Here is a 13462-nt window from a genome sequence, read left to right as displayed (position 1 = left end):
AGGAGAGCTCTTGAGTATCAACCGCCAGGAATTCGCCCGTCGCCGCCAGGAACTGATGGGCATCATGGGGCCCAACAGCATTGCCATCCTGCCGGCGGCCCCGGAACGCACCCGTAACCGGGATGTGGAATACCCCTATCGGCAGAACAGTGACTTCTGGTACCTGACCGGGTTTGGTGAACCGGAGGCGATCATGGTGCTGTTGCCGGGCCGGGGGCACGGCGAGTATGTGCTGTTCTGCCGCGAGCGCGACCGCGCCATGGAAATCTGGAACGGCTACCGGGCCGGCCCCGATGGGGCCGTGACGGATTTTGATGCGGATGATGCGTTCCCCATCGGTGATATCGACGAGATCCTGCCGGGCTTGATCGAGGGCCGTGAGCGGGTCTATTACGACCTAGGTCACGATGCGGAATTCGATCGCCGTCTGATGGGCTGGGTCAACAGTATCCGTGAGCGGGTCCGCTCCGGTGCCCAGCCGCCCGGGGAATTCGTTGCCCTGGCACACCATCTTCACGACATGCGTCTGTTCAAGAGCGCTGCCGAAATCAAGTTGATGCGCCGCGCTGCCAGTATTTCTGCCGGCGCCCATGTGCGGGCCATGCAGACGGTGAAGCCGGGCATGATGGAGTACCAGCTGGAAGCGGAATATATCCACGAGTTCATGCGCAACGGCTCGCGTAGCCCGGCCTACCCGAGCATTGTCGGTGGCGGCGCCAACGGTTGCATCCTGCACTACATCGAAAACAGCCAGAAACTGAAAGACGGCGACCTGGTGCTGGTGGATGCCGGTTGCGAGCTGGAACACTATGCCTCGGACATTACCCGTACCTTCCCGGTGAATGGCACATTCAGCAAGCCCCAGCAGGCCCTTTACGAACTGGTTCTGGCCAGTCAGCACGCCGCCATCGCGGCCACCCATCCGGATAATCACTGGAATGTGCCCCACGAAAAAGTGGTGCATATCCTCACCCAGGGGTTGCTGGATCTGGGCCTGCTCAAGGGGGAGTTCAACGAGCTGGTGGAAACCGAAGGCTACCGGCGTTTCTTCATGCATCGCACCGGTCACTGGCTGGGTCTGGATGTGCATGATGTGGGCGACTATCGGGTGCAGGACCAGTGGCGGCAACTGGAGCCGGGAATGGCACTGACCGTGGAACCGGGACTCTATGTGGCGCCGGACGACGACAGCGTGGACGAGCAGTGGCGAGGCATCGGGATCCGCATTGAGGACGATGTGGTGGTAACCCGGGACGGCTGTGATGTGCTGACCCACGAGGTGCCCAAGGAAGTGGCGGATATTGAAAAGATCATGAAAGGCAGTTGAAAGTTTAAAGTTGAAAGTTAAAACGCGAGGACATCTTTGTGTTGTGTCTGGCGATTGGCACTCCGCGCTGGTGCGCGGGTACTGACTTCGGGCCCATAAAACCCTGGTTCGCGCTTTTCAACTTTGAACTTTTAACTTTCAACTAAAAGGGTTGGGGCATTGATGGCGGAGATTCCTTGCAGGAATTTCCGCCCTACGGATAGGGCGTATGGAGAGCAGCGAAAATCAACCCATCGTTATCGTCGGCGGTGGCATGGCCGGGGCGTTGCTGGCGTTGTTGTTGCGTCATCATTGCGCCGCTGCCGTGACGCTGGTGGAAAGTCATCCGTTGACCTTGCCCGATGAACCGCCGCTGACGCCCAGTTTCGATGCCCGCAGCACCGCCCTGTCCGCAGGCACCCTGGAGGTGCTGGATGCGTTGGGATTGGGCGAGGCCATTCGCGAACACGCCGCCCATATCGATACCGTGCATGTCTCGCGCCGCTCCCGGCTCGGCATCACCCGTCTGCGCGCCAGCGAAGAGGGCGTGCCGGCGCTGGGGGCGGTGGTGGAAAACCGTTGGCTGGGGTTTGTGTTGTTGCGAGCCCTGTATGCGGATGCCGCCATTGAGGTGTTGGCCCCGGAACGACTCAGCGCCATTCGCCGTCTGGACAATGGCTACCAGGCCACCCTGGAAAGCGGCCGCACCCTGACCACGCCGTTATTGATCGCCGCTGATGGTGCCGGGTCACGGACCCGCGAATGGCTGGGGGTCAGTGCCCGGAGCAGCGACACCGGCCACGATGCCCTGATTGCCAATCTGTCCCTGGCCAGCGATCACCAGGGCATTGCCTACGAGCGTTTCCTCAACGATGGGCCTTTGGCCCTGTTGCCGCTGCCGGATCGCCGTTTTGCCCTGGTCTGGACCGGCCCCCGTGATCAGGTGGATACCTGTATGGCCATGGAGCCCGAGGCATTGCTTGCCCGGTTGCAGGAGCAATGCCCGGCGGATGCGCCGCGGCTGACCGGTATCGGCGAACGCCAGCGTTACCCGCTGGTGCTGACCCATGCCTGTGCCCAGGCGGTTCCCTATGGGGTGGTGGTGGGCAATGCCGCCCATACCTTGCACCCGGTAGCGGGGCAGGGTTTCAACCTGACCGTGCGCGATCTGGTGCAGTTGGCCAGCACCGTTGGCGCTGCCCCGGCACCGGGTGAATTGTCCCTGTTGCAGCAATACGTGCAACGCCGGGAACAGGACCAGGCCCTGATCAGCCAGGCCTCCCGCTGGGTACCGGAGTTGTTCCGGGTGCAGCAGCCGTTGTTCGCCCACAGCCGACAGCTGGGGCTGGTGGCCATGGATATCCTGCCCGGTCTGCGGCAGGGGTTTGCGCGGCGGGCCATGGGCTTGTGAAAGCAGTTGAAAGTTCAAAGTTTAAAGTTGAAACGCGAGCGAAACTTGTAGCCACACGATTTGCGTCAACGCCGCGCCGCAAGACCCGTAGAATGCACCGTAGCAATGAGGCGCCAAGGTTGGACCTTGCTTTTAATCTTTTCCCTGTCATGTATGGACGCGGGGGAAGCGCCGCTCGGCTGGCACTAAACGAGCGTCGTGTTTCAACTTTAAACTTTGAACTTTCAACTCAAAGCACCTGAAAACGTGAGGACAAAGCGTGCAACCCAATAGCGTGTCGCCTGCAAGCGAAAAACAACACATCGTCATTGTCGGCGGTGGCATGACCGGGGGCTTGCTGGCGGTGTTGCTGGCGGAGCAGGGGCTGACCGTGACGGTGCTGGATGGTGCGCCGGCGCCAGTGATGCCGACCGGCCCGGCCCAGTTGCGGGTGTCCACGCTCACCGAGGCCAGTCACTGGCTGCTGCAGAACAGTGGTGTCTGGGAGTACCTGGACATGAGCCGGGTGCAGCCCTACGACGCCATGCAGGTCTGGGATCAGGATGGCACCGGTGAAGTGTTGTTCCGCGCCCGGGAAGTGGGAGCGCAATCCCTGGGCTGGTTGCTGGAGAATGGCCACCTGGCGGCCGCCCTGTACCGTCGTGCGGCGGACTACCCGAACCTGCATTGGCGCTGTGGGGTGGCCGTTGAAGGGGCGCGCCGTGAAGAGGGTCGCTGGCAGGTCCGTGCGGGCGATGAGCAATGGCAGGCAGATCTGCTGGTGGGTGCCGATGGCGCCCGCTCCCGGGTCCGTGACTGGGCCGGTATCAGTGGTGGCGCCCGTGACAGCGGTCACCATGCGCTGGTGGCGACCATCGCCACTGCCTTGCCCCATAACGCCTGTGCCCGTCAGGTATTCATGGAATCCGGCCCCTTGGCGTTGCTGCCGCTTTACAGTGACCCGCAACAGGGTGAACAGCGGCAGTGTTCCATCGTCTGGTCTGGCTGGCCGGAGCGGATTGCCCGGCTGCGGGAAGCGGCGCCGGCGGATTTTGCGGCCGAACTGCAGGCGGCCACGGGCGAGGCGCTGGGTGAAGTGACCCTGCTCAGCGAGCGGGCGGTGTTTCCCATTCAGGAGCGGCATGCCAGCAGCTATGTGGCAGCCGGGTTGGCACTGGTGGGCGATGCCGCCCATGTGATACATCCGCTGGCCGGACAGGGCGTGAACCTGGGCCTGCTGGATGCGGCGGTGCTGGCAGAAGAGGTGGAGCGTGCCACACAAAGCGGGCGGTCCTGTGCCGACAGTGCGGCCCTGGCCCGTTACCAGCGTCGTCGCCGTGGCGAGAATCTGCTCATGCAGAACGCCATGCGCGGGTTTCAGCAGTTGTTCGGGCAGCGGGCCCTGCCGGTGCGCTGGTTGCGCAATACCGGCATGCGCTGGGTCAATCAGGCCGGGCCACTCAAGCGTCTGTTTGCCAGCCAGGCCATGGGGCGGGGCGCCGACTTACCGGTTAGGGCGCGGCCCCGGGCTTGAGGGTATTGAGCGGTCCGCAGGGGCGCGGCAAATAGTGCCGACAGGCTCTAGAGCTTGGCATAAATTCCTGCCATACTTGCCGCCCAATTAAGAATCATTCTTGTTTCCTTGTGCATTTATGGAGTCCGCTATGATGCGAGCCATTGCCACTGTGGCTGCCGCCGCTGTCATGCTTACCGGCCTGTGGGCCTGTTCCGAACCCGCCGCTGAAGAAGAGCTGGTGGTCTATACCTCGCGCAATGACCATTTGATCAAGCCGGTATTCGATGCCTACACCGAGGCTACCGGGGTGAAAATCCGCTATATCACTGACAACGCCGCCGCCCTGACCGCCCGTTTGCAGGCGGAGGGTGAGCGTTCCCCCGCGGATATGCTGATCACGGTGGATGCCGGTAACCTGTGGAATGCGGCGGACAAGGGCCTGCTGCAACCCCTGGACTCCCAGGTGCTGGCCGCCAATGTGCCGGCGGAACTGACCGACCCGGAGAACCGCTGGTTCGGTCTGACCGTGCGGGCCCGCACCCTGGTTTATTCCCCCGAGCGCGTTGATCCGGCCGCCCTGTCCAGCTATGAAGCCCTGGCCGACCCGGAGTGGAAGGGGCGTCTTTGTCTGCGCACTTCCAAGAAGGTCTACAACCAGTCCCTGGTAGCAACCATGATCCAGCGCCTGGGCGAGGAAAAAACCGAGGAAATCGTGCGTGGCTGGGTGGCGAATCTGGCCACCGACGTGTTCTCCAACGACACGGCTCTGATGGAAGCCATCGTGGCCGGTCAGTGCGATGTGGGCATAGTAAACACTTACTACTTTGGCCGCATGAAGCAGGATAACCCGCAGCTGCCCCTGTCCCTGTTCTGGGCCAATCAGGATTCCAGCGGCGTGCATGTGAACATCTCCGGCGCGGGCATCACCCGCCATGCGCCGCGACCGGAAAAGGCCCGCGACCTGCTGGAGTGGATGAGCCAGCCGGAAGCCCAGAAACTGCTGGCCGACCGCAATATGGAGTACCCGGTGAATGCCGCCGTGGAGCCCGCCGAAGAGGTGGCTTCCTGGGGGGAATTCCAGTCGGATGATCTCAACGTCAGTGTGGCCGGTGCCTTGCAGGTGGATGCGGTCAAACTGATGGACCGCGCCGGGTACCGCTAACCGGTGCGAACCCGGGGAGCCCTGTCCGCCAGCGGAGCCAGCGTTCTGCTGCTGGCCTTGCTGGTGCTGGTGCCCATTGTGGTCCTGCTGGCCGCCTGGCAGCAGGAGCAATGGGCCACCTGGCAGCACCTGCTCGACACGGTGCTGTGGCGGCTGGTGGGCAACACCCTGTTCCTGATGGTGGGGGTGTCCGCCGGGGTGCTGCTGCTCGGCGTGTCCCTGGCCTGGTGTGTGGCCACCCTGGAATTTCCCGGGCGCCGCTGGCTGCAATGGGCGCTTCTGCTGCCCATGGCCATGCCCGCCTATGTTCTCGCCTTCGTGATGGTGGACTTGCTGGATTACGCCGGTCCCATCCAGACCTTTCTGCGCCAGTGGCTGCCGATGCTGCCCGACTTCAGTGCCCGCCATCCCCTCTGGGTGGTGATCACCCTGTCCCTGGTGCTCTATCCCTATGTCTACATGCTCGCCCGGCTGGCCTTCGAGGCCCAGGGGCGGGCGGTGCTGGAACAGGCCCGTATCCTCGGTGATACGGCCTCGTCCGCCTTTTTCCGGGTGGCACTGCCCATGGCGCGGCCCGGTATTGCTGCTGGGCTGGCCCTGGCGTTGATGGAAACCCTGGCGGACTTCGGTGCGGTCAGCATCTTCAACTTCGATACTTTCACCACGGCCATCTACAAGAGCTGGTACGGCCTGTTCAACCTGCAGGCAGCCGCCCAGCTCGCCTCCCTGCTATTGCTGTTTGTGGTGGTGGCCCTGTGGCTGGAACGGCGCGGCCGCAGCCGTGCCCGCTACAGTGAAATTGGTGGGCGGCAGACCCTGCGCAGTCGTCCGCGGCTGGCCTGGGGGGTGACGCTGTTTGCCTTTTCCGTGTTGTTCATGGCCTTCCTGCTGCCGGTCAGCCGCCTGCTCTACTGGGTGATCGACAACGGCCTGATGCAGGTGGATGCCCGTTTCCTCAATCTGATCTGGAGGACCTTCCTGCTCGGGACCATGGCCGCCCTGCTGGTGCTGAGTCTGGCCGGCTGGCTGGCCTGGGTGAAGCGGCATCAGCCGTCACGGTCCGTGTCCGTGGCCGTGCGCTTGGCGACGCTGGGCTACGCCTTGCCAGGGTCGGTGCTGGCGGTGGGCATCATGATCAGCTTCAGTGCGGTAGAGGGCTGGCTGGCGGACCTGGGGCTGGGCATCGTTCTGGTCAGTACCCTGGCGGCATTGTTGCTGGCCTATGTGGTGCGCTTCATGGCGGTGGGTTTCGGTCCGGTGGAAAACGCCCTCCAGCAGGTGCGTCCCAGCCTGGTGGAGGCGGCCCGTACCCTGGGGGCATCCTCCGCGGAAGTGGGCCGTCGGGTCTATGTGCCGATGATGTTGCCGGGCCTGCTCACCGCGTTGCTGTTGGTGGGCATTGATGTGATGAAGGAAATGCCGGCCACCCTGCTGCTGCGCCCCTTTGGCTGGGACACCCTGGCAGTCCGGATTTACGAGTTGACCGCCGAGGGGGAGTGGCAACGGGCTGCCGCCCCGGCGCTGACCCTGGTGCTCTTGGGGTTGATCCCGGTGATGGTGCTGACCCGTCGACGCGCCGAGCGACTGGATTCCCCCCAGGGCTGATGGTCCTGTCGGCTATTGCATCCTGCAAATGGCCTAACTTCCTCGAAAAAGCTACGAACATCTCCCTAGCTGTACCGATATCGTAACGTTTCTTTTTGTGTATATATGTAAATTTGGTGACGGTGTAGCCATTTCCCGTGATGTATTCGTGAAGGAAAGTTGGTACGTTAATGCCAACTTTTTGCGCACATAACTGTGTATGCAAATTGAAAATAACAATAGCCCCGGTACGGGCGCGTCTTTTTGGAGAGCTTCATGACAATGCGAAAACTGCTGCCTGCGGTTGTGGCGGGCGTTGGGGTGGTGTGTATCTCGCCGGCCATGGCCAGCATGGGCAACATCGGTACCACCTACGGGGTGTTGCCGTCGGATCTGGCGTCTGCCCAGGCCCTGTCCTTGTTCAACAGCCAGGTCTCCGCCACTTACTACAATCCGGCCTACCTGGCCCAGGATGATCGGGGCGAGCTGACCACCGGGTTATTGCATGCGGACCATGAATTGCGCGCAAGCAGCCTGGGTGGCGCCGCGCCGCTGCCGCGCAGCAGCGATACGCTGCAGGATTCGCCTTCCCAGCACACTCTGCTGGGCATGAAAACCGACCTGTCCTCGCTGACCCGCTTCAACCACCCCCTGTACCTGGGGTTCATGCTGGGAGTAGAGAAGTACGGCGAGGAAATGATGGCGTTCAATTCCCAGACCTCCGTCGAGGGCCAGTACTTCGAATTCGGTCGTCAGCCCCTGTTCCTGAATCTGGGCGGCGGCACGCAGATCTGGCGTGGCCTGGATATGGGGCTGTCCGCCCGCATCACGCTTCACTCGGAAGCGGAGCTGGTGGCCACCTCCACCCTGGGCGGGGTGACCAGCTATGAGACGCTTAACGTGTCAGCCAAGCCCTCCATTCGTCCGATCTTCGGCATGAACATGGACTGGGGTGAGAGCTTCTGTGGTGACGGCAACGATTGCTGGTACAGCGGTCTGGAGACTGCCTTCAGTTTCCGGGGTTACTCCAATACCAACACCACGGTGGATTCCACCATCACCATTCCCGGCACTGTGCTGGATCCGGGTATCAATCTGGCCATCAGCACCGTGGATTCCTACCAGCCGAACATCTATGCCGCCGGTCTGGCCTACGGGCGTGATCGTTGGCGGGTGGGCCTGACCGTGGAAATGCAGGAATGGTCACGGCTGGAAGAAGAGCTGGAAGGCGACACCATCAAGGATCAGGCGGTGCAGTACAAAGGCACCCCCTATGAGCTGAAGTTCAAGGACATCGTGGTGCCCCGGCTGGGTGGCGAATTCCACCTGGATGACACCTACATGGTCACCGGTGGGGTGGCCTTCAGCGAATCGCCGCTGGATTCCGACGGCTCCCTGGAAGTGAACTACCTGGATACCGACAAGTGGATCCTGGGGCTGGGGCTCACTGCCCAGTACAAGTCGGTGCCGGTGCTGGCGTTCCCGGTGCGTCTGGACCTGGCTTACCAGTACCAGAAGCTGGAAACCCGCACCTTTGACCTCTACGACCGCCGCTCACCGTCCTTCCCGCAACCCTACGAAAGTGTGGACGCAGAAGGGGACGTACACGTGTTTTCCGGCTCCATCACCCTGAAATTCTAGGAGATCGGCGATGACAACAAGAAATTTATGGCTGGCCGCCGCGGCGGCGACCCTGGCCGCCTGTGGGGGAGATGCCGGAGATACCCCGTCCATTGCCGGTTGGCAGCAGGCGGAAGTGTATTACAGCTATCCCTATGACGGGCAGCAGAACCTGTCACCAAAAACGCCGCTGGTGTTGCGGTTTTCCCACGCCATGGCGGTGGATGCCAGTCACTTTACCCTGCTCGATTGTGGCCAGCTGGGCGACGCCTGTGAGGACACGGGAGATAACCAGGTGGCCCTGGGTGACCCGCAATCGCTGGATGGCGGCATGGGCGTGATGCTGCAGCCGCAGAGCTCGCTTCAGAGCCACAGCCATTACCGCTTGGTGATCGACGGCATCGAAACGGCCCAGGGCAGTCCGGTGTTCCCGGATGGTGGCCTGGATTTCGTCACACGCCTCAGTCATGACGGACCCCTGTCCACCCGGATGGCCACGCCGGATCTGGCCGTGAGTCAGGTGATCCCGGACGGCAATGCGCTGCCCTTCATGGATTTTTCCACCCTGCGGGTGCGCTTCAATCAGATGCTTGACCCGGGAACCATGCAATATGGCGACACCGACGGTGGAGCTTCCGTGGAACTGGAACACGAGGGTGATACCGTGCCCGCTGCGCTGCTGGTCAAAGGCAATGCGGTGACCATCGATCCTCTCCAGGATCTGACCCCGGGACAGAGGTACACCCTGAAATTCACCCCGTCGGTACGTGGTGTGGATCAGGCCCAGCTCACCGGCGGGTTCGAGCAGAGCTGGACCGCCCGGGATTCCATGCCCCGCGCGACCCTGGTGCAGGAAGCCCTGAGCGCCAGTGAGGACCAGAACGACCCGTGCAATGCTCCGGATGCCCTGGTGGCCAAGCTTACCGGCGCCACCATGAACTGTGTGCCAATCCAGTCCACCCTGCTGGGCGACAAGGATGCGACCATGCAGACTGGCGATGTGTTCGCGGAGCTGGCCTACCTGCCGAATTATCCGCAGGTATCGCCACTGCGGATTCCCCGCAACAGCCTGCTCACCGGCACCAATGTGACCGTCAAGGTGGCGGGGGAAGTGGCGGCGGGCATCGACACCGGCGCCATCGCGGTGACCTTCCTGTCGGATGCGTCAGGTTACCTGTTGCCCAACCCCTACAGTGATGCCCATGAAGCGCCCAAGCAGGTGAAGCTGTACATGGATGTGTCCATGACGGCGGAAAACCCGGAGGCCAACGGCGCCCTCAGCCAGACCCTGCTGCATGTGGAACTCAATGGCATGGCGCTGGTAAAAGAGGGCCGCATGGAAATTGATGCGGTGGGTATCGTGGAGCCGAAAGTCCTGGGCCAGGAAACCGCCTTTGGGCTGCTCAGCTTCCATATGAAGTCCTACGAGGATCAGGAGAACGCGCCGCAACCGGTGCCGGATATGACCGCACCACAATTGCAGTCCATGGTCCCCGCCGTGGACGAGTCGGGCACAGCGCTGAGCGCCCGCCCCGGCGATGCGGTGATCCTCAATTTCGATGAGCCCCTGGATCCGTCCAGCCTCAGCGCCGGCGACACCTTCGTCCTGCAACAGGATGGCAGCCATGTGGCGGTGGACTGGTATCTGGATGGCGCCTCCCTGGTGATGCGCCCGGTTGCTCCGTTGGCATTCGGCGAGAGCTATACCGCCATGGTCAGCTCCCGGGTCACCGACCTGGCCGGCAACCCCGCGGTTCCGGTCAATGCTTCCTTTAATCTGCCTCAGCAGGTGGGGGACCTGGCGCCCCCCATCGTGCTGACCAGCTATCCGGGCTTCCCCTGTGCCGCCGACAAGGCGCACTGGGAAATCGAAGCGGGGAACCATGGTTTCTGCCAGGGCGGCAAGGTGGAAGACGACCGCAATCCGGTGCCCTCGCTGCCGACAGATCGTGCTATCCGGGTGAATTTCTCCCGGGATATCGACGCGGAATCGGTGGTCTTTGAAAATACCAATGCCTGTGACGTGGGCAGCTTCCGGGTGGAAAAGGTGGAGCTGGACCCAGCCACGGGGCGCCCGCTGCGCTATGACGAAGACGGCAAACGCAAATACCGCTGTGAGGCGGGTGTGACCGGCAAGCTGGAGGTGGGCAATCGTCGCCTGGTCTTTACCCCGTCCCAACCCTGGGAAGAGGGTGCCTATTACCGTTACATCCTGATGAGCGTCAATCAGACATCCGCCCAGCAACCGGATGATTGCCGCAGTGGCGAGGCCATTTGCGCCACCGATGGCAAGCGTCTGCAGACCGCTCTGTTACGGGCCCCGGACAGCGACATGGGTGGACCCGACATGCATCTTCACTTCGTTGCCGGCGCGCCGGTTGCCAGTGTCTTCCAGCCACTCAAGAACCTGCCCACGGCGGACCTGAACGGCAATGGCCATTTTGATGCGGGAGAGCCTGGCTACAACGGCGGTGAGCCCGGTGCCAATACCACGGCACTGATCATTGATGAAAGCAAGGGCGATAACGGCAGCGAAGGAGGCGTCTCCGATCCGGCGCTGGTCTGTGATCTGCCGGAGCAGTGTGGCATTCATGTGGTCGGTGGCCTCAACTCCGAGGTGATCGGCGCCACACAACCCTACGATGATCCGTCGACACCGGACGTTGAAGCCTGGCCGGCTGTCAGGATCGGGCTGTATCCCACCCTGATTCAGGCATCATCGGTGACACTGAAAGTGAAAATCATCGGCCTGTTTGACAGCGACACCCCCACAGAAACCCAGTTCATGCGTATGCGTTACCAGTGTGTGGCCTGGCCGGAAGACGCGGATAATTTCTGTGGTAAAAAGCATCCGGATGGCAGTTTTGTCTATGACGAATGGGAGCGCCAGGGGCTGATCCCCGGCTGGATTGTGCAAACCCCGGAGGGGCCGGAGTTTCGCGCTGATGTGGACCTGTATCTGGACGCGCCCTACATGCACATCCTGCTGGATGGCACCCATAACCAGCACAGCTATCCGCTGACCATGAATCTGGCCGGGCCGGTCACTTTCCTGCCGGACGGGCGCATGGTAATCGAGCAGCTGAACAGCAACGATATCGCTGTAGACGTGAATCTGTCGGTGTTGATCCTTAACCTGAAAATTTATCTGAAAATTCCGGCGGGCGGCGTAAAGCTTCAGTACCTGGGTGAGCCGATCAAGCAGTAACGTCTTCCTTGCCAAGCCATTGCCGGCCTTCGGGCCGGCTTTTTTATGCTCCTCTACCTGTCTGTGACATAGCCGCCCTGGCGACGGCAAACCGAAACCCCCCGGTTACATCGTTTAACAATACCGGTGCTCCCATCAACTTTTCTCAACCATTCCCAACTTTTTGCCAACGGCGCTGGCACTCGCGTTTTGTTTGACTTGTTGCATACACACAGGGGGGAATAGGTGAGAGGCTGCATAGCTTCACGCATTGTTCTCCTGTCGCCTGGGACCTTAACCTGAGGCGAAAACCCTAATAACAAACGCCGGAGAAGCGCTATGACTACGAAAACCCTCGCCCGTTGGGGAGCTGCTGTCATTGTCAGCACTGCCCTGTCGACCCCTACTTTCGCTGCAATGGGTAACACGGCCAGCACCTATGGTCTGCTACCTGCCGATGTGGGGACCGCCATGGGTCTGTCCATGTTCAATCCCCAGGCATCAGCGCTTTATTACAACCCGGCCTACCTGACCCGCGATCCCCGTGGGGAACTGACGGTGGGTCTGTTGCACGGTGACCAGGAACTGCGTGCCGTCAGCCAGGGCAATCCCAGCGGGGGCGCCCCATCGGTGATTCGTGACGGTGACATACTGAATGACACCCTGTCCCAGCAGCAGGTCATTGCGCTGAAGACCGACCTCACCGATATGACCAAGTTCGAACATCCGATCTACTTCGCGATTATTGCCGGGGTGGAAAAATTCGGTGAGGAAATGCTGGCATTTGACTCCAGCACCAGCATGGAAGGCCAGTTCTTCAATTACGGCCGACAGCCATTATTCCTGAACCTTGGTGGAGGCCTCGAACTGGCCAACGGTATTACCACCGGGGCCTCCGCACACATCTCCCTGCGTTCTGAGGCTACCCTGATCGCCAGCGCCAACCTGGCCGGTGAAACCCAGCGCGAAGAGCTGACCGTGTCTGCCAAGCCGGTGATTCGTCCGGTGCTGTCCATGAATCTGGAATGGGACAAGGTGTTCTGCGGCAAGGAAGACTGCGGCATCTGGACCGGTCTTGAGACCGCTTTTGCTTTCCGCGGGCACACCGAGGCCCGCACCGCGGTGGAATCCAATCTGACCATTCCCGGTACCGTTATTGATCCGGGTATTACTGTGTTGATCGATACCATCGATTCCTATCAGCCGGATATCTTCAGTGCCGGTCTGCTGTATCACTTCACCGACAACTTCCGCGCTGCCGTTACCGTAGAACAGCAGAACTGGAGTGACCTGGAAGATGAGCTGGCCCGCGACACGGTCAAGGACCAGGCCTTCGCCGAGTTCAAGGACATTGTGGTTCCCCGTATCGGTGCCGAGTGGACGGTGAACGATCACCTGATTCTGTCCGGCGGTGTGGCGTATCAGGAAAGCCCGCTGGAAAGCATCCAGACCCCGGACGTGAACTACCTGGACAGTGACAAATTGATTGTCGGCGTGGGCTCATCCCTGATTATCCAGAACCCGCCCGTCCTCGCTTATCCGCTGCGCCTTGATTTCGGTTACCAGTTCCAGAAACTGGAAGAGCGGGATTTCGAGCTGACCACCAACCGTCCCGGTGTGGCGAACCCCTATGAAGTGGTAACCGCTGATGGCGATGTCCATGTGTTTTCCGGCGCTATCACGGTGAAGTTCTAACG

At 61.5% G+C, this 13462-nt stretch carries 8 protein-coding genes; all 8 read left to right on the top strand.

Features of this window, described 5'->3' with window-relative positions; genetic code table 11:
• Window positions 1–10 precede the first annotated feature (10 nt).
• The 8 genes from pepP (at window position 11) to C4S63_RS06885 (ending at window position 13460) form a co-directional block, all read left to right on the top strand.
• Window positions 11–1327, top strand: a complete 1317-nt coding sequence (gene pepP / locus C4S63_RS06920) for a Xaa-Pro aminopeptidase (protein ID WP_103917128.1) — start codon at window positions 11–13, stop codon at window positions 1325–1327.
• Window positions 1328–1535: 208 nt separating this feature from the next.
• Window positions 1536–2717 carry an FAD-dependent monooxygenase gene (locus C4S63_RS06915; RefSeq protein ID WP_103917127.1) on the top strand — a complete coding sequence of 394 codons (1182 nt, stop codon included), beginning with the start codon at window positions 1536–1538 and terminating at the stop codon, window positions 2715–2717.
• 259 nt (window positions 2718–2976) lie between these two features.
• A complete protein-coding gene (locus C4S63_RS06910) occupies window positions 2977–4230 on the top strand; it encodes an FAD-dependent monooxygenase (RefSeq protein WP_234999958.1) in 1254 nt (417 codons plus the stop codon).
• A gap of 130 nt (window positions 4231–4360) precedes the next feature.
• A complete protein-coding gene (locus C4S63_RS06905) occupies window positions 4361–5374 on the top strand; it encodes an extracellular solute-binding protein (protein WP_197463389.1) in 1014 nt (337 codons plus the stop codon).
• Between the two features lie 3 nt (window positions 5375–5377).
• Window positions 5378–6979: an iron ABC transporter permease gene (locus C4S63_RS06900; RefSeq protein ID WP_103917126.1), complete on the top strand. Its 1602-nt coding sequence runs from the start codon at window positions 5378–5380 to the stop codon at window positions 6977–6979.
• A gap of 255 nt (window positions 6980–7234) precedes the next feature.
• Window positions 7235–8599, top strand: coding sequence for an OmpP1/FadL family transporter (locus C4S63_RS06895; RefSeq protein ID WP_062815334.1), 1365 nt, complete (start codon window positions 7235–7237; stop codon window positions 8597–8599).
• 10 nt (window positions 8600–8609) lie between these two features.
• The gene (locus tag C4S63_RS06890; RefSeq protein WP_103917125.1) at window positions 8610–11786 is read left to right on the top strand and encodes an Ig-like domain-containing protein; all 3177 of its coding nucleotides are present in this window, start codon (window positions 8610–8612) and stop codon (window positions 11784–11786) included.
• A gap of 318 nt (window positions 11787–12104) precedes the next feature.
• Window positions 12105–13460, top strand: coding sequence for an outer membrane protein transport protein (locus C4S63_RS06885; protein WP_062815336.1), 1356 nt, complete (start codon window positions 12105–12107; stop codon window positions 13458–13460).
• The last annotated feature ends 2 nt before the right edge of the window (window positions 13461–13462 follow it).

Source organism: Alcanivorax sp. DSM 26293, assembly GCF_900107995.1.
Lineage (GTDB): Bacteria > Pseudomonadota > Gammaproteobacteria > Pseudomonadales > Alcanivoracaceae > Alcanivorax.
The sequence above is the reverse complement of the archived record's forward strand: the minus strand, read 5'-3'. Positions and strand labels throughout refer to the sequence as shown.

What these genes read in the sequence shown, in the direction of transcription:
- C4S63_RS06905 (WP_197463389.1), top strand. Translation starts at nt 4,361, where the DNA reads ATGATGCGAGCCATTGCCACTGTGGCTGCCGCCGCTGTCATGCTTACC.
- C4S63_RS06890 (WP_103917125.1), top strand. Translation starts at nt 8,610, where the DNA reads ATGACAACAAGAAATTTATGGCTGGCCGCCGCGGCGGCGACCCTGGCC.
- C4S63_RS06915 (WP_103917127.1), top strand. Translation starts at nt 1,536, where the DNA reads ATGGAGAGCAGCGAAAATCAACCCATCGTTATCGTCGGCGGTGGCATG.
- C4S63_RS06895 (WP_062815334.1), top strand. Translation starts at nt 7,235, where the DNA reads ATGACAATGCGAAAACTGCTGCCTGCGGTTGTGGCGGGCGTTGGGGTG.
- C4S63_RS06885 (WP_062815336.1), top strand. Translation starts at nt 12,105, where the DNA reads ATGACTACGAAAACCCTCGCCCGTTGGGGAGCTGCTGTCATTGTCAGC.